Annotated in this window: 17 protein-coding genes; 8 read left to right on the top strand and 9 right to left on the bottom strand. The window is 61.8% G+C overall.

Features of this window, described 5'->3' with window-relative positions; genetic code table 11:
- Positions 1-62 precede the first annotated feature (62 nt).
- The 3 genes from KR52_RS07725 to KR52_RS07715 are packed head-to-tail and all read left to right on the top strand — an operon-like array spanning position 63 to position 3,005.
- On the top strand, positions 63-1,019 hold the full coding sequence (locus tag KR52_RS07725; RefSeq protein ID WP_038554359.1) for a permease: 957 nt from the start codon (positions 63-65) through the stop codon (positions 1,017-1,019).
- 13 nt (positions 1,020-1,032) lie between these two features.
- Entirely contained in the window at positions 1,033-1,686 is a 654-nt protein-coding gene (locus KR52_RS07720) for a TIGR03943 family protein (RefSeq protein WP_038557056.1), read from the top strand.
- Positions 1,683-3,005 carry a hypothetical protein gene (locus KR52_RS07715; RefSeq protein ID WP_038554356.1) on the top strand — a complete coding sequence of 441 codons (1,323 nt, stop codon included), beginning with the start codon at positions 1,683-1,685 and terminating at the stop codon, positions 3,003-3,005. Before KR52_RS07720 ends, KR52_RS07715 begins: the two co-directional genes overlap by 4 nt.
- Positions 3,006-3,110: 105 nt before the next feature.
- On the opposite strand, the gene KR52_RS07710 is transcribed toward KR52_RS07715, so the two are convergent.
- Positions 3,111-4,196 carry a hypothetical protein gene (locus KR52_RS07710; protein WP_038554354.1) on the bottom strand — a complete coding sequence of 362 codons (1,086 nt, stop codon included), beginning with the start codon at positions 4,194-4,196 and terminating at the stop codon, positions 3,111-3,113.
- Positions 4,197-4,239: 43 nt separating this feature from the next.
- Positions 4,240-5,157, bottom strand: coding sequence for a metal ABC transporter substrate-binding protein (locus KR52_RS07705; RefSeq protein ID WP_038554351.1), 918 nt, complete (start codon positions 5,155-5,157; stop codon positions 4,240-4,242).
- A 104-nt stretch (positions 5,158-5,261) separates the two neighbouring features.
- On the opposite strand from KR52_RS07705, the gene KR52_RS07700 reads away from it, so the two are divergent.
- Both KR52_RS07700 and KR52_RS07695 read left to right on the top strand, forming a co-directional pair.
- The gene (locus KR52_RS07700) at positions 5,262-5,951 is read left to right on the top strand and encodes a metal ABC transporter ATP-binding protein (protein WP_051834307.1); all 690 of its coding nucleotides are present in this window, start codon (positions 5,262-5,264) and stop codon (positions 5,949-5,951) included.
- Positions 5,944-6,738 (top strand): metal ABC transporter permease, encoded by a 795-nt coding sequence (locus KR52_RS07695; protein WP_038554348.1) that lies wholly within the window; start codon positions 5,944-5,946, stop codon positions 6,736-6,738. The genes KR52_RS07700 and KR52_RS07695 overlap by 8 nt, the downstream gene beginning before the upstream one ends.
- Before the next feature lie 196 nt (positions 6,739-6,934).
- On the opposite strand, the gene KR52_RS07690 is transcribed toward KR52_RS07695, so the two are convergent.
- The 3 genes from KR52_RS07690 to KR52_RS07675 all read right to left on the bottom strand — a co-directional run bounded on the left by KR52_RS07690 (position 6,935) and on the right by KR52_RS07675 (position 9,883).
- Complete coding sequence (locus KR52_RS07690) at positions 6,935-7,168, bottom strand: hypothetical protein (RefSeq protein ID WP_038557052.1); 234 nt, start codon at positions 7,166-7,168, stop codon at positions 6,935-6,937.
- A 451-nt stretch (positions 7,169-7,619) separates the two neighbouring features.
- Positions 7,620-8,699: a glycoside hydrolase family 10 protein gene (locus KR52_RS07680; protein WP_253912478.1), complete on the bottom strand. Its 1,080-nt coding sequence runs from the start codon at positions 8,697-8,699 to the stop codon at positions 7,620-7,622.
- 188 nt (positions 8,700-8,887) lie between these two features.
- Complete coding sequence (locus tag KR52_RS07675; protein WP_038554339.1) at positions 8,888-9,883, bottom strand: ribose-phosphate pyrophosphokinase; 996 nt, start codon at positions 9,881-9,883, stop codon at positions 8,888-8,890.
- 56 nt (positions 9,884-9,939) lie between these two features.
- Between KR52_RS07675 and KR52_RS07670 the strand changes: the two genes are divergently transcribed.
- Positions 9,940-10,446, top strand: a complete 507-nt coding sequence (locus KR52_RS07670; RefSeq protein WP_038554336.1) for a hypothetical protein — start codon at positions 9,940-9,942, stop codon at positions 10,444-10,446.
- On the opposite strand, the gene KR52_RS07665 is transcribed toward KR52_RS07670, so the two are convergent.
- Positions 10,437-11,369 carry an LCP family protein gene (locus KR52_RS07665; protein WP_038554333.1) on the bottom strand — a complete coding sequence of 311 codons (933 nt, stop codon included), beginning with the start codon at positions 11,367-11,369 and terminating at the stop codon, positions 10,437-10,439. The two genes, KR52_RS07670 and KR52_RS07665, sit on opposite strands and share 10 nt — an antisense overlap.
- Positions 11,370-11,448: 79 nt before the next feature.
- On the opposite strand from KR52_RS07665, the gene KR52_RS07660 reads away from it, so the two are divergent.
- Complete coding sequence (locus KR52_RS07660) at positions 11,449-12,477, top strand: NAD(P)-dependent oxidoreductase (RefSeq protein WP_038554329.1); 1,029 nt, start codon at positions 11,449-11,451, stop codon at positions 12,475-12,477.
- A gap of 32 nt (positions 12,478-12,509) precedes the next feature.
- The gene (malQ, locus tag KR52_RS07655; RefSeq protein WP_038554325.1) at positions 12,510-14,078 is read left to right on the top strand and encodes a 4-alpha-glucanotransferase; all 1,569 of its coding nucleotides are present in this window, start codon (positions 12,510-12,512) and stop codon (positions 14,076-14,078) included.
- Here malQ and KR52_RS07650 read toward each other — a convergent pair.
- The 3 genes from KR52_RS07650 to KR52_RS07640 are packed head-to-tail and all read right to left on the bottom strand — an operon-like array spanning position 14,012 to position 16,805.
- The gene (locus tag KR52_RS07650; protein WP_038554321.1) at positions 14,012-14,935 is read right to left on the bottom strand and encodes a RodZ family helix-turn-helix domain-containing protein; all 924 of its coding nucleotides are present in this window, start codon (positions 14,933-14,935) and stop codon (positions 14,012-14,014) included. The genes malQ and KR52_RS07650 overlap by 67 nt on opposite strands.
- Positions 14,926-15,678 (bottom strand): pseudouridine synthase, encoded by a 753-nt coding sequence (locus KR52_RS07645; protein ID WP_038554318.1) that lies wholly within the window; start codon positions 15,676-15,678, stop codon positions 14,926-14,928. The genes KR52_RS07650 and KR52_RS07645 overlap by 10 nt, the downstream gene beginning before the upstream one ends.
- On the bottom strand, positions 15,675-16,805 hold the full coding sequence (locus tag KR52_RS07640; RefSeq protein ID WP_038554315.1) for a cell wall metabolism sensor histidine kinase WalK: 1,131 nt from the start codon (positions 16,803-16,805) through the stop codon (positions 15,675-15,677). Before KR52_RS07640 ends, KR52_RS07645 begins: the two co-directional genes overlap by 4 nt.
- Positions 16,806-16,811: the final 6 nt, after the last annotated feature.

Raw genomic sequence — 16,811 nt, 5'->3', positions numbered from 1 at the left:
TCGGTGCCCCCCGATCGGCGGCCTGAGCTGGGAACGTTGAAAGGCATCTGCCACCCGAACGCTTGGACAAGCTCGCCACGGCCTGGGCGATCTTCCAGGGGTTGCTGCTGGAAGCCATTCCCTTCCTGCTGCTCGGCGTCGCCATCGCGGGACTGGCCCGTTGGTCTGTTCCTCCGGGCGCATGGATGGACCGGCTCCCCAGGAACCCCGTGCTGGCGACGATCATTGGCGCCTTGATGGGGTTCGCCCTGCCGGCCTGCGAATGCGGCAATGTCCCGGTAGCCCGCCGTCTGCTGGCCAGCGGGGGACCGATGGGCACCGCCTTTGGCTTTCTGTTTGCGGCCCCTGTGCTGAATCCCATTGTCCTGGCCAGCACCTGGGCTGCCTTTCCAGATCAGCCCTGGCTTCTGGTGGCCCGGCCGTTGGGAGCCTTTGTGCTGGCGATCCTCCTGAGTCTGTTGCTGGTGCAACTGCCGGAAACGCAGCTGCTGGCAACAGCGCTTCTGGAGGAACGCCGCATGAACCAGCCCCTCAACAATCTGGGGTTGCTGCAGCGCAGCAGTGGTGTGATCGGCGCATCACCGACTCCAACACGACCCGGCACCGGCAGGCGGCTGAAGGGGTGGCAGGTGCTGGATCAAAGCTGCCGCGAATTTCTCGATCTGCTGGCCCTGCTGGTGCTGGGGTGTGTGATCGCAGCCCTGGTGCAGACCTGGCTGCCGCGCAGTTGGTTGTTGGCCGTGGGAGGGGCACCGACGGCGTCGATCCTGGCCTTGATGCTGCTGGCCGTCGTGGTGTCGGTCTGCTCCAGTGTGGATGCTTTTCTTGCCCTGGGGTTTGCAGCTCAGATCACGCCTGGAGCCCTGCTGGCTTTTCTATTGCTGGGCCCTGTTGTGGACCTGAAACTGGCGGGACTGTTCACCGTCCTGATGCGCCCACGGGCCATCCTGGTTACGGCAATCAGTGCCAGTCTTGGCGTGCTGTTGATCGGTCAGTGGATCAACCTGTGGCAGCTGTGAGGGTCCTGTGGTGCTGATGCGCGGGACCCTGCTGCTGCTCTGGGGCCTGACGCTGCTGTGGAGTTTCCACAGCGGTCGCCTTGATCTGCTGCTGCGGGGGGTGTTTCACGGGCTGGTGGGGTTCACGGGCCTGATGTTGGTGATGTTTGGTGTGGCCCTTCTGCTGAAGCGGAGTCAGCCACAGGAGCGATGGCGCTGGCCCTGGCTGCTCAGCGGGTTGATGGCTGCACTGGTGTTGATCGTTCCGCCGAATCCCTCCTTCAGTGACCTGGCCAGCAACCGCCCCCAGGGCCTGCCGGACCCACCGGAGTTGGCCTTTGTGCTGCCGCCGGATCAACGCAGCCTGACGGAATGGGTTCGTTACCTGCGCAGCCAGCCCGACCCGGATCTTGTGGACGGCAACCCCGTAAGCATCAGCGGATTTGTGTGGAGGCAGCCGCAGGGCTCACCCCTGATCGCCAGGCTCACCGTTCGCTGTTGCCTGGCCGATGCCACGCCGGCTGGTCTGGCGGTGGCGTGGCCGGATGGGTTCACGCCGAAGACCAACCAATGGTTGGCCCTGAAGGGAACGATGTCCGTGCAACGTCAAGATGGACGGCGCATCCCCGTCGTCGTTCCCTCGAGCATCACACCGATTGCGAGGCCGGAGCGGCCCCTGGAGCCATGACGCGCCGGTTGTTGATGCTGATGGGCATGGCCTGCACTGCGGTTCTGGCGCAGCAACAGCTGCTGCTGCGCCAACGACCCCGGCTGATCAACCTGGTGCCGCAACAGGTGCAAAGCGGTAGCGCGGCTCTGGATCTGCAGTTCAGTCGACCGATGGATCGGCTCAGTGTGAGCGAAGCCACCCGGCTGAAGCCGGCCATCCCCCATCAGTGGCTTGGAGAGGCCACACCCCTGAGGATGGTGCTCGATGCGGATGCTGTGCTGGAAGGCCCGATCGAGCTGTTCCTTGCTGGCGAAGACCAACGCGAACTCCCACTGGCTCGGCAGCAATGGTGGTGGGATCCGCGACCGTGGCTGATGGCGACGAAGCCGGTGGAGGGAGGCGAGCAGCTTCAACTGCAGACCCGCTCAGAAGGCTGGATTCCGATCAGTCGGGTCTGGCCCGCCATTCTCAGCGTCGTTCCCCTGGGCAACGGTGAGGGCATCGCCATGGTGGTGCAGAACCAGAACGGCACCGAACAGGTGTGGTGGGAGCAACTCAGGCCCCGCAGCATCGCCTCCAGCCAAGCGACGTTAGGGGCGCCTACACGGCGGAACACCGAGCCCCTGCTGAAGAGGGAGGTGCTCTTCGCCCATCTCAGCAGCAATCTCAACGGCGACCTGCTGGTGCAAAGCGGTGGGTTCCGCCCTGGAAGCCATCAGGTCCTGCTGGTGCAAGCCGATGGCCAACGACGCACCTTGGACCTGAAACCATCTGGGCCGATGCAGCTGCTGCCGGCTGGGGGTGGCGTTGTGATGCCCACCAGCAATGGCCTAACCCTCCGCGCCTTGGAGACGAGCGAACAACAGCCGCAGATCCTTCCAGGGAGCAGAGAGCTTGGAGCCTTCTGCGGCGCCTCCGGACGAGCCGTGCTGATCCGGCACTGGCCGGATTACCGACGATCCATCGAGCTGGTGGTTCCGGGGCAAGCGCCGAAACAACTGCACCTTGGCGATCAAGCCGTCCTGGGGGTGGCTTGCGACAACCGCGGTGAGCGAATCTGGGCCGTGCTGGGCCGCTGGGAGCAGCACAGCGGACAGCACGAACTGGTGCTGATCAGCGCAGAGGGGGAGCTGACACAACGCAAAGCCCTCGCGCCATGGACACTCAAAGCGGGCGGCCCCGTTCAATGGAACCCGGTGACGAACCAGCTGCTGATGACATTGACGCAACCCGAGCAAGCCGATGCGCGGGCTGGTCTGTTCGATGCCGACAGCCTGCAGATCATCAAGGTTCTCAGTGCCCCCATCGGCGAGGCCCAATGGCTGCCTGCTGGCTGAGTCACACATTCACCACTCAACACAACAAGCAAGCCGTGATGGCTCAAGAAAAAGGAGGGCATCTCTGCCCTCCAGACCATTCACCAGTGAATCGATCAAGGAAACCTAGAAGGCAAAGGTGACACCCGTGCCGACATGGTGCTGCCAACCTTCACCCCAGCCCGGAGCATTTTCCCAGCTGTAGGTGGGCTTCCAGTGCACGAACAACGTGGCATCGCCGACGGGAACAGACAGCTCAAGTTCGCCAGCAAAATCTGTGCGCTGATCTAATCCTGCGTAACTCCCTGGAACGTAAAAACGTGGACCAGCCTCAATCATCAGAGAGATTTCATCACGGCCAAATTTGAATCCCAGGCCGACACGAGGATCGGTGTAGTTGCCTACATACATCCCATCCGACTCCCAACCCTGACGGTGGTCCAGTGACAAATAGACACCATCCACAAGATCTTCAATGCCGTCCCCAAGGCCGAAATTCACATCTCCATCTCCAAGGGCCCAGGTCACATTGCCGCCCAGCTCATTCTTGAGACCCTGAATGTCTTCCCCTTGATCTTTGGTGACGTAATAAGGGTTCCAGGAGAGTTCGAAACTCAAACGGTCATTCGGTGCATAACGGGCCTGAAGAAAGCCCTTGATATCCGTACGTTTGAAGTCGGTGTCATGACCATGATCATGACCGTGGCCGCCATGACCGCCGTGGTCATCGTGGTCGTCATGCCCGCCATGATCATCATGCTCGTCGTGATCATCGTGGTCGTCATGGCCGCCGTGATCATCGTGGTCGTCGTGATCGTCATGATCTTCATGGTCTTTTTTATGACCTTTTTTATGACCCTTTTTGTGGTCATCGTCGTGATCATCGACGTGAACCTTGCCATAGAAGTGTTCAGCCTCACCCCACACAAGGGCTGGACCCACAGCGGCCTCAATCGTGAACGACCCGCCATTGCCGAGGCCCCACTCAAAAACACCACCAAACATGCCATCAATGGCGTAATGCTTGGGATCCCCTTCAAGGTTGGGTTCAAATCCACCGTGCCCTTCGATGGTGATGATGGGCGTGAAGTCGAATTCACCTGCTTCAACAGCTTCTCCTCCACCACCGTGGGAGCCATGGGCCAGGGCAGGCGAGATGGAGGCGAAAGGGCTCAGCAGAAGAGCCAGAAGCAGAAGACGAGAACGGAACATGAGACGAGGGAAAAGAGAATCGGAAGAAGATGTATGAGTGATGTCAGCGGATCGATGACCACTGGGAGTTCAAGGCGCTGGCTCCGGCCTTATCGCAGGATCCACCCTGACCGTTGACAATCGTGCAGACATTGAGCGTCGCCGTGGAAACGGCATTGCGACCAGCAGCGATTCCTTCCCCGTAGAGGGGAGTTGTGGCAATCGGCAAGCCTGTGTTTTTGCTGATGCGCTTCAGGGTTTTGTTCGGGGTTGCTGAAGGAGAAAAAATGGTTTTGGCGCCAGAAGATTTCACCTCCTGAGTGATTGTTTGAAGACTGGATGGCCGCAGAACACCCCCGGTGGTGTGGCTGTCCAACATCGAAATCTCAACCAATCCGAAGCGATCGGCGAGATGGCTGTAGGTCTTGTGATCGGTGACCAAGACCCGTTGCTGAGCCGGCAAAGCCTTGAATTGCTTGGCTTCCCACCTCTGAAGTGCATCAAAAACAGCGACTGCACGAGCCGTGCGCTGCTGCAAGCCTGCGCGATCACTGGATGGCAGAACAGGTGAAAGAGCACGGGAAATCACCCGCACCATCGCAGCAGAATTGGCTGGGTCGTGCCAAACGTGCGGGTCGCTGCCGCGATAGGACGGCAGAGCAACTTCCCCAACGGCGACAACCGTTCCCGGAGTCTTCAGTTTTTGAGCGGAGGGCGTCAATCCGAAACCGATGTGCAAAACCAGGTCACTCTTGGCCAACTGGCTGCGATCACTGGGCTTCAACCGATAGGAATGGGGATCACCGCCCGGAGGGATCAGGCACGTCACCGAAGCGGCACCGGCTGCCAGGGTCTTGGTGAGATCACACAGCGTGCCGTCGACGGCCACCACGACAGGTTGAGCCGCATGGGCCGGAACAAGGGCGGCACCAAGAGCCAGAGCAACACTGACCCCAGCCGATCGAGCCAGAACAGGAGGCATGAACAAAAAGTGAGAATGATTATCGTTTAGCCAATTACGTGATTCGCGGCCAGCATGGGTTGTGCAAAACAAAAAGGTGGCCCAACTTCGGGCGTTGAAGGGTCATGAGCGGATCGTCGTGCGTCCTGAGCACCACAGGGCTTTGCTTCAGTTATGGGGGTCGCAGGATCGTTGAGGATGTCAACTTGGAGCTCCATGGGGGAACGCTCACAGCGCTGGTGGGGCCGAATGGAGCCGGCAAGTCGACGCTGTTGCACCTGCTTGAAGGGCGACTGAAGCCCAGCGATGGATCGATCAACTCCAACAAGCCGATCGGCCTGATGCCCCAGCGAGCAGCGATTGACTGGTCGTTTCCGATCACCGCCCAGGACATGGTGCGGCTGGGAATGCCGGGCAAGGGCAACACAACATCTGAAAACGACTGCAATCAGCTGCTGGAACGCGTCGGCATGGGCGCCATGGGATCCCGGCGCCTGAGTCAGTTGTCCGGCGGCCAGCAGCAAAGAATCCTGTTGGCGAGAGCACTGATGCAGCAGACCGACATCCTGCTGCTGGATGAACCCTGCAGCGCCATCGATCCACCAACGCGGGAGCACCTGCTCAAGGTCATGCGGGATCAGGCTGACGCAGGCCAGACGCTCCTGGTGAGCAGCCACGACTGGGGCAGCGCCCTGGACAGCTACGACCATGTTGTGGTGATGGATGGCCAGATCCTTGCCAACGGTTCACCCAAAACCGTTCGCGAAAAACTCAGCGACCTGACCTGCATGATGGGGAGCACCTGCTGTGGCTGAGCTCGACATCTGGTGGCTTCTGCCGCTGACGATCTCCTTGTTGATCGGAGCGATTTGTCCTGCCACCGGAGCACTGCTGATCACCCAGCGCCGGGTGTTGCTGGCCAATCTCATGGCCCATTCCGTTCTTCCCGGCTTGGTGATCGCCCTCGCCATCGGCATCGACCCGAGCATCGGTGGACTGATCAGCGGACTGCTGGGTGCCCTGGTGGCCGAGCGCTTGAACCGTCGCTTCAAAGGCAGAGAAGAAGGTGCCATGAACACCGTTCTGGCCGGCTTCACTGCACTGGGGGTGCTGCTGGTGCCCCTGCTGGAAGCACGCGTTGATCTGGAGACGGTTCTGTTCGGTGATCTGCTGGCGGCCAATTCAGCAGACCTGATCCGTACATCGATCGCGGCCGGCGCCCTTGTCGCCATGGTGGCCTGGGGCTACCGCGACCTGGTGTTCATCGGCATCGATCCCGAGGGCGCCGCTGTCGCCCAACGCCCCGTGATGTTGATTCGGCTGATCAGCAGCCTGATTACGGCCTTGGTTGTGATCAGCGCCATCACCGCCGTGGGCGTGATTCTGGTGATTGGACTGCTCTGTGCACCGGTGCTGATGAACGTGGAACGCAGTCGGAGCCTGAAGGAACTCATGCTGCGCAGCGCGAGCACGGGACTGCTTCTGTGTGGCGGCGGAATGATGCTGGCGGTTGCTGTTGATCTGCCACCGGGCCCACTGATCGGAACACTGTGCTTGGCGCTTCTTTTCACCTACAAGGCCAACACCGCAGAGCGAGAGTGATGGGGGAGGCCATTTTTATGGCTTTTGCTTCAAAAACATCCAATCAAGACGTCGCCTCACACTCCGCATCAAAGTGCGTTCTTGCTCCTGGCGGAAAGTGCGCCGAAAGGCCAGGAACAAAACAGTCAGCGTTGAGGCCATCCCAACACTGAAGAGGGCAATCAAACCTGCATCGCTCATTGGTCCATTCAACCCACTACTGAACAACGGCCAACCAACCACCAGCAAGGGCTGCGATCAGCCCACAGGCGAGCGCTTGAAGTAGAAATTGACCTGAATCTTTTTTGTCCCAACGATCAATAGCCTTCGATGCCGTCGCAAACGGTTCTTTGTTCCGGATCAACTTCTCGAGATACCGCTCGATGAACTGATCATCGAGATCGAGCCGACGCAGCTTGGAACGGATCTGGTTGAGTTCAAACTGATTCATCATTCAAAAACCTCACAACTTTGCAGTCATGATTATTGAATTCCCACTGCGCGTTAATCAATGCTGAAAACTCCAACCATCTTTTAACAGAGCCGACCGAGAAACTTAATTTCACTATCTTAGCGATACCGAAGTCTCGTCGTGGCCCTTCCGTGGCCGCAAGCTAACCGCTGTCGCCTCAAGCGACCCAAACGATTGATCACCAGCAGGTTCATCAAAATCCCTAAAAGCCTTTGGCACTGCTTCGTCGCTTCGGTTGCATCACCTCAATCGTTTTTGGCCGTGTCTTACTGGAATACCAAACGCGTTGAGCTTCGTCATAGCTCTCGACATCCTTAAACGACCCATCACGCAACCAGACACGGTAGTGGTGACGGTCATAGGGTTCGGAACTGGTTTCGGTGAACTGTTTCATGCAGCCCTAAAAGTAGTGTCAATCAAGGTCTGCTGGTCAATCAGATCCAAGTCTGGTGAATGCTGCGCGACGAGAATCTCGATACCGCTCCGCCACATGCCGGCCCCATAGCCCTTCCCAGTAGAAGAAAATCACGCCATGACCACGCTGGCGGGCCAGGCGGACTTTTTGTTCGAGAACGGCCATGGATGTTGTGCGTTTGCCGAATCCCGCCAACACTCCGATCTGAGAAGGAATGCCCCAGCTGCGGGCCTTGCGCAGGGCAGGTTGATCCAGGTCCTTGGCGAACCCTTGAACGGAGTAGGCGTAGTTCTGCACCACCAACTCTTCAATCAGACCCCCTAAAGCCCAGAGCTCCCAGTCCTGAAGCCAGAGGTTGTACGCCTGACGGAAGGGGCCAGGGGACAGGCTGATCCGTGTGGAGAGTCGTTCCTGCTTGAGCCGTTGACGCAACTCACGCAGCAGAGAGGTGAGTTGATTTCGGCGCCATTTCATCCACTGTCGATCGCTGTGATCCCGCGGTGGCGCCATTCCCGTGTCCTGGGTGTACAGCGCAACGGTGGTGGGGTCATAGCCGAACTGGACCGGCCAGGCGAAGTGATCGTCCAATTGCAGACCATCCATCGGGCAACGCTTCAAGGTCTCCACCACCAACCCGATGAAGCGGGCACGAACCTCCGGATGGGCTGGGTTGAGCCAGGCCATCCGATGGTTTCCGTGCATGGTCATCCAACGCTGGCCATTCGCTTTGGCCAACACCCAGCTGGGGTTGTCGCGCACAACGGATGCATCGGCCGGCTCCATCAAGCCGTACTCAAACCAGGGCATCACCTTGATGCCCCGGCGCCGCCCCTCAGCGGCGAGAGTGCAGATGGGATCAAGACCGACCCCAGCCTTCTGCAGCGGCGGCTCCACTGGAGCGAACCCACTGCGATGAAACGTGGTGCCGCGGCTCCAGACGTTGGGCACCACGCGATTGAATCCTGCATCTTGTAGCTGTTGCATCGCCGCGTTGATGCGCTTCCGGTCGTAATAGAGCTTGCTGGGGCTGTTGGTCAGCCAAACCCCCATCGTGCTGCGGTTTCGCAGCAACCGGTCCAGCCGAGACTCGGCCATCAGAGGGGTCGGAACCCCCGCTATCAGGCTGGCCAGAGCAACACCAATCAGTGGCCTCCACCGCTGAGCCAACGCCGTTGAAACACCGCATCCCTAGGGTCGCTCGAACCAACCGCAAACCAGCCGCAGCAAGCCCGCTCGTTCAACAGTCCATCCCACACAGCAGACGACGTTCTGGGGATCGACGTTCAGCGGAACATGGAGCTGACGGAACTCTCTTCATGGATGCGCCAGATCGCTTCCCCCAGCATGTTGGCCACGGAGAGCACCTTCAGCTGAGGGAAGACCCGGTCCTGTGGGATCGGAATGCTGTTGGTCACCACCACCTGCTCAAACAGGCCCTCAACGGACAGGCGTTCGCTGGCGGGGGGAGAGAACACGGCGTGGGTGGCGCAGGCCAACACCCGCTTGGCCCCTTCTTCCCGCAGCAACCGTGCCCCCGCGCAGATCGTGCCGCCGGTGTCGATCATGTCGTCGATCAGGATCGCCGTTCGCCCGGCCACATCACCAATCACCGTGAGGCTTTCGGCCATGTTGTGACCGGTGCGGCGCTTGTCGATGATCGCCAGCGGAGCATCGTTCATCTGCTTGGCAAACGCCCGGGCCCGCGCCACGCCCCCCACATCCGGAGACACCACCACCACATCTCCGAGATCCTGCGTGGAGAGGTAGTCCACCAAGACCGGGGATCCGTAGATGTGATCGCAGGGGATATCGAAGTAGCCCTGGATCTGGGCGGAGTGCAGGTCCATCGCCAGGACGCGGTCAACACCCGAGGTCACCAGCAGGTTGGCCGTGAGCTTGGCCGTGATCGATTCACGACCGGCAGTCTTGCGATCCGCTCGGGCGTAGCCGTAGTAGGGCACAACAGCCGTGATCTGCCGTGCGGAGGCCCGTCTGCAGGCATCCACCATGATCAGCAGTTCCATCAGGTGGTCGTTCACCGGCGCGCAGGTGGGCTGGATCAGGAACACATCACAGCCCCGGATCGACTCCTGGATCTGCACGTAGAGCTCACCGTCAGCAAAACGCTTGCAGACGCGAGGACCGTCAGGCACCCCCAGATAGCTGGAGATCTCCTTGGCCAGAGCAGGGTTGGAGGTGCCGCTGAACAGACGCAAGCGCCTGCTGTCAGGGGTCATCTGCTCCTGTTCGGCACGGGCAGCTGTCAGGAAACTGGTCACGGCGCCCGCGGAACGAATTCTGCTGTAATCCGATGGTAAAGGTGAGCAGTGCCCTCATGTCCACAGGTTTCCCACTGTTGGTGGGTGCTGGCCCCCTGCCTGAACTCAAAATGCGCGAGGCCTGCGAAGCCCTGGCCAAGGCCTGTCAGTGCCATTTGACCACTGTGGCCATCGGGGACTCGCCCGCAGCTGTGCTGCAGAACAAACCCGCAAGAACGGGCCTTGTGCGGCTGAGCGGTGATGCGGCCCGACCAACACCTGATGGTGATGCCAGCTGGCTGCAGGCCCTGGCCGACTGGCGTCAGCCGGTACTGTTGCTGACGATGGCCGACAGCGATGGCACGATCCCCGGCACAGCCCCGGCCTACGCCGCCCTCTGCCGGGAACTCAGCGTGCCCTTGCTCGGCCTTGTGCAGCTTCAGGGCCCCTGGAACGGCCCAGCGCGACGCCGGGATGGCCTCAGTTGGTTGGGATGGATTCCCGACCTACACCATCCGGATCAGGCTGAATGCCTCAACGCCCTAGCCCGGAGACTGCAATACCGCAACCCACGTCAAGGCTGAGGCCAGAGCGGGAGGCTCGAGCCAGGTCTGATCTGACGCAAGACCTGCTCACCGGCCCGTTCGGCCAGGGGCAACCGGCTGACTGCCACGGGTTCAGGGCTGGCAATGATCGCCGCGGCCAGGCTCAGCTGTTCCGAACGGCTGAGGTTGGTCTCCACCTCACCATCCAGTTGGTCGACAAGATCGGCGATGGTCCCGATGCCACTGGGGGCCTTGACCTGTTGAATCACAGCCTCAACAAAAATGGTCTGGCGTTGACGGCGTTGGGACAAGTGTTTGGGGTCGGGCAGGTGTCGCACCAGTTGTTCTGCCTGGACTCCGTTCAGCCTCTGTCGACCGGCTTGAAGGTTGACATTGAAGCCCTGCGTTTTGTCCTCGCGCTGATACGACTGCCCAAGCACCACATCGACGTCGCCCAGTCCATCCACGAGGCGGCGCAGCGCTGCACGGGGCATCACCACGTAGCGCTTGGGGTCACCTGCGTCGAGTCCGACGATGTCGCGGATCGCATCGCTGACAAGACTGACGCCGCCCCGTCGCCAAAGCTGAGCCAGGCTGCCTGGATCCTTCTCACCAGGAAGCCGGACGCCGAGCTCCGTGGGGATCTGGAGCACCTGAAGCGGCTCCTTTGAGGCGATGCGCAGCATCAGAAGAGCATCAGCATTGGCGGGCCCCTCGGGCGCGGCTTGATTGGAAGCGGCACCCAGACGATCGGCATCGAGACCGATCACCAGCACCGTGACTGGGGCCTCAGGAAGGGGAGCCAGGGTTTCGGGTTGATCCGCACTCAGCGGAGCTCCCTGGGCAACGCGATCGGGTTCCGGCCAGAGCGTCGCCAGCAACAACCCGGTGACACCAAGCCCAAGCAACGCAGAGGCGATCCGCAACGCGCTGCGAACTCGGGGGGGCGACAACCAGTTCATTGCGCTGGACCAACCGCAGTGACGCTTAGTTTCGCCCAGATCTCCAGTTCCTAGCCTGGGTCCCGTGAAGCCGTCTTCGATGTCCCTCCGCCACGACTACCGCAACAGACCAGCCGAAAAGGTGCGCGTGGTGGTCTTCGGAGCCACGGGATATATCGGCCGCTTTGTGGTGAAGGAACTCGTCGAACGGGGGTACCAGGTTGTTGCCTTTGCACGGGAACGCAGTGGCATCGGCGGCCGTCAGAGCAGGGACGAGGTCATCGCCGATTTCCCTGGAGCGGAGGTGCGCTTCGGGGATGTCACCAATCCAGCCTCGATCGCGGCCGAGGCTTTCGATCAACCGACGGACGTGGTGGTCAGCTGCCTGGCCTCCCGCACCGGCGGCCGCAGGGATTCCTGGGCCATTGACCATGCAGCGACCCTCAACACCTACCAGCAGGGAAAGGCAGCCGGGGTCGCCCACTACGTTCTGCTCTCGGCCATCTGCGTGCAGAAGCCACTGCTGGAATTTCAGAAGGCGAAGCTGGCCTTCGAAGCCGTGCTGCAGGCGGATGAGGAGATGACCCACTCCATCGTTCGCCCCACCGCCTTTTTCAAAAGCCTCGGGGGCCAAGTGGAAAGCTGCCGCAAGGGTGGCCCCTACGTGATGTTCGGCGGCGGCACCCTGGCCAGCTGCAAGCCGATCAGCGAAGCCGATCTGGCCCGGTTCATGGCGGACTGCATCCATGACGAATCCAAACGCAACCAGGTGCTGCCCATCGGGGGACCGGGTCCTGCGCTGAGCGCTCGGGAGCAGGGGGAAATGCTCTTCCGCGCCCTGAACAAACCCCAGCGGATGCTCTCCGTCCCCCTTGCCCTGATGGATGCTCCCATCGCCGTTCTGGATGGTCTGGCGCGGCTGTTCCCAGGCATCAACGACACGGCGGAATTTGGGCGCATCGGCCGCTACTACGCCAGCGAGTCGATGCTCGTCTGGGATGAGGAGAACCAGCGCTACGACGCCGATGCCACACCGTCCTATGGAACCGACACGCTGGAGCAGTTCTTTGAGCGCGTGGCCCTGGAGGGCATGGCCGGGCAGGACCTGGGGGATGCGGCGCTGTTCTGAAGCCGCCATCCTTGGGTGACCAAGGCCCCCCCATGGATCAGTCCACCGTTGACCCGGCCAAGGCCGGGATGGGGCGCAGCACAGGGGTGCTGCTGCATCCCACCGCCCTGCCGGGCAGCCCCATCTGCGGCAGCTTCGGCGAACCCTGTCGGCGTTGGCTCAACCGGCTGGCCGCCCATGACATCGGGGTCTGGCAGATGTTGCCCCTGGCCCCGCCGGATCCCACTGGCTCTCCTTACAGCTCTCCATCCTGCAATGCCCTGAACCCCTGGTTCCTCGACGGCCAGGACCTGGCCAATGAGGGGTTCATCCGCGATGGAGCCCTCAGGGCCGCGCCGGGTGCGGAAGCGCCGCTGGAGGGAGACGAGCGGGTGGATTTCAAACGCGCTCAACAGCGGGCCGATGCCCTCGGGGATGCGCTGCTTGAGGCTTGGCGTGATCAGGATCAGGCGCGACATGCCGACTTCATCACCTGGACCCAGCAGCAACGCCCCTGGCTCGACGACCATGCCTTATTCCGTGTTCTGCATGACCAGCACGGCACGGCCTGGTGGGACTGGCCCCTCCCCCTGGCCCGGCATGACCGCAACGCGCTGCGGGCCTGGGCAGATCAAAACGCTGAGGCCCTGCTGCGGGAGCGGCTGATCCAGTGGCATCTCCACCGGCAGTGGCAGGCCATTCGCCGACAGGCCGATGAGCTGGGCATCCAGCTGTTTGGCGATCTGCCCTTCTATGTGAGCAGTGACAGCGCCGATGTCTGGAGCAACCGTTCGTTGTTCACCGTCAAAGAAAACGGAGAACTCACCACCCAGAGCGGTGTGCCGCCCGATTACTTCTCGGAGACCGGTCAACTGTGGGGCTCACCGGTGTACCGCTGGGGACAGCATCGGATCACGCGGTTCCACTGGTGGCGCCGACGCATCGCGCGCCAGCGGGAGTTGATGAATCTGATCCGTCTTGATCACTTCCGGGCTCTTGCCGCTTTCTGGGCCGTGCCCGGTGCCGACAACACCGCTGAAAACGGGCAATGGCAGCCCTCTCCAGGTCACGCCCTGTTGCGCCAACTGCGCCGTGATGCCGGTGGTTCTCTCCCCTTGATTGCCGAGGATCTCGGTGTGATCACACCGGATGTGGAAGAACTCCGCGATGCCTTCCGGCTGCCGGGCATGAAGGTGCTGCAATTTGCGTTCGATGGCCAACGCGACAACCCCTATCTCCCGGAAAACACGGATGGACATCGCTGGGTCGTTTACACCGGCACCCACGACAACCCCACAACCCTGGGCTGGTGGAACACACTGGATGCCGACGGCCGGGCCCGCATCGCCACGCGGGTGAATGGTGAGATCACGGCTCCAGCCTGGCATCTGCTCGATATGGCCTTTGCCACGACCGCAGGACTGGTGATCGCCCCACTGCAGGACCTCATGCACCTGGACGACCGGGCCAGATTCAACACACCCGGGACCTGTGAAGGCAACTGGTGCTGGCGGCTTCGCCGCTTTGATGCAGATCTGGAGAATGCTCTTTGCGGCTATGGGTCTAGGGGAGCCGTCTGGGGACGATCGCTCTCCGGAGCAGGCGACTTGTTGACCCGGTAGATCCCCGGCCGTTGCTGATCCACAGGCAACGGTTCTCCATTCCAGAGCACTTGATCACCAGCACCAGCGGGAGGATCCAGGCGGACCTCGATCGGGGCCTGCAACCGAAGCGTCAATGTACCGGCACTCGCTTTGAATTGAACCCTGTCTCCCCCACTGCTGGAGAGCTGCAGGGCTCTGGGCTCAGCCACAACAACCTCAAGAACCCCCTGGGACTCGGTCAGGGCACCACGCACCAGCTCAAGCCACTGCTGAGGTGTGCGTTGCTGAACCTGTTCCAGCGGGCGAAGAGCGGCAATGCGGTCATCGGAGCCAGCCGGGTTCGGACGACGGTTAATCGCCTCCACATCAGCCCGCACAGGCTCGAGGCTGAGGCTGTTGCGCAAGGCCAGGTCATGCTGTTGGCGGTTGATGCCCAACAGGCTGAGCGCAATCACCACCCCGTAAGCCACCGTGCCCTGCCAGGTGGTGAACACATCGATATGACCGAGAGTGAAGCGACGCGGACCCGCCTTGGCAGGTCCACGGTGGGGCAACACCTGCTGCTGGGGAAGCAAGGGATCGAGGCATCCAATGGGAAGCGCCAGACGACGCTCGATCTGGGGAAGCATGGAGGCGAGATAGGCCCGCTCGGGCAGGCGATCACGCCAGCCCCGCTCCAAGGCTTCAATCACGGGGGTTGTGATCCGGGTCTCATTGGCCAGATCCCGAAGCGAGAGGCCAAGTTCCTCCCTTCGCTGACGCAGCATCCGTTCCAGGTCCTGACGGAGCTGCTCCTGGGTGCCAGCCACCACAACATCGGAGCTGGAGCGACGGCGGGGGCGTCGCCACCAGAGTCCTGGACGCTTCAGTCGCATGGGCTGTGGGGCAGATCCAAAGGAGAAGCCCGGTTGAGCATGGCCTTCCATTCTCCCTCGCTCACCCAGATCCAGCACCCCTCAGCCAGATCACCAAGCGGCAGCCCGGCAATCGCCGTGCGCTGAAGGTCGATCACCGGATGGCCAAGGGCGTCCGCCATCCGGCGGATCTGTCGGTTGCGACCTTCCCGCAGCTCAATCTCAAGAAGCGAACGGTCGCCCCGGGCCCGCAACCGGCGCACGCTGGCGGGGCGGGTCAGGCGCCCATCCAATGGCAGACCCCGACGCCAGCGGTCCAGAACCGGCTCAGATGGCACACCCTCCACCCACACCCGGTAGGTCTTGATATGGCTGTAGCGCGGGTGGGTGAGTTTCAAGGTGAGCTCACCGAGATCGGTGAGCAGCAGGGCACCACGACTGTCCGCATCCAGACGGCCAATGGGGTGGAGTCCGGCCCGATGCTCCGGGGGCAGCAGATCAAGCACCGTGCGCCGCCCCTGCGGGTCATCGCAGCTGCAGATCACGCCTTTCGGCTTGTTCAGCAGCAGCACCCGCGCCGCACCCCGGGATGGCAGCAGCTGGCCATCCACCCGAATCGTCTGCTGCTGCGGATCGGCCTGATCGCCAACCCGGGCGACCTCACCATCCACCGTCACGCGGCCGGCGTGCAGCCATTCCTCAGCCCGGCGCCTGGAGCAGAGACCGGCAGCAGCGATCAGTTTCTGCAGACGCTGGCGCGTCATCCCAGGGGCTCCCGGGGGAGGAGCAGATCCATGCAGGCTCCACCGGCGGGATGGTTGCGGGCTTCAATGCGGCCGCCATGGTTGACGGCGATCTGCTGCACGATGGCCAGTCCAAGGCCACTGCCGCTGCGGTTGGAGCGGGTGCGGGAGGGATCCCCCCGATAGAAGCGTTGAAACATGCGCATGAGATCGGTCTCACTCAAGCCAGGGCCATGGTCACGAATGCTGAGCAACCACCAGCCACCGCTTTGGCGCACGGAGACGTTGATGCTGCTCCCATCAGGGGAGTAGCGCAGTGCATTGTCGAGCAGGTTGAGCAGCGCACGGTGTAACCGGCGCTGATCAGCACGCAGGGGCCCGGATTCACTGCGATCCAGCTGCAGCGTCACCCGCCGTTCCTCCGCGATAGGGCCAATGGAACCCCAGGCGCTCTCCACCAGATCCTCCAGGGTGAGGGGCACATGCTCACTGTCGTCCTGAGGCAGGCTGTTCTCCAACCGCGAAAGCTCCAGCAGATCCTCCACCAGCAGCTGAAGACGCCGGAGTTCCTTCTGCAGCCGTTCCACCAGAGCCGTGTCTTCCTCCTTGACGGCCAGTTCCAGCCGATCGCTCACCAGCATCAGGGCAGTGAGGGGAGTCTTGAGCTCATGGGCCACATCACTCACCCAGCGTTCCTGCTGCTGTTGCTGGGCTTCGAGGGACTGACGGCTCTGGATCAACACCAACCAGCATTCGTCACTGCCCGGTAGGACAACCGCCTCCAGTGGGGTCCCCTGTTGGTCCCATTCACAACGCTGGGAACGCAGCTGATAGCGGCTGGTGAAGAGCAACTCCTCCAAGGCAGGAATGTCGAGGACATCCCGGAGCTTCATGCCACGAACCAGGCGATTGGAGGGGATGTGCAGCAGCCGTTCGGCCCGGTCGTTGATGTAGGCGATGGAGTGATCCGGGGCCAGGATCATCCAACCCTGGGTGGCCGCATCAATCCATGCCAGCAGCTGGGGAGCGTTCAAGACGATGGAGCTCTCCTTCGGCGTTCGCTTGGACAGCACCGCACGGCGTCGACGCTGCAACAGAAGCGTGATCCCGATGCCAGCGGCAAAGCCGAGTGCGGCAGAAATCACCACAGCCAC

The organism is Synechococcus sp. KORDI-52 (genome assembly GCF_000737595.1).
Lineage (GTDB): Bacteria > Cyanobacteriota > Cyanobacteriia > PCC-6307 > Cyanobiaceae > Parasynechococcus.
This window is presented reverse-complemented; position numbering and strand designations above follow the sequence as displayed.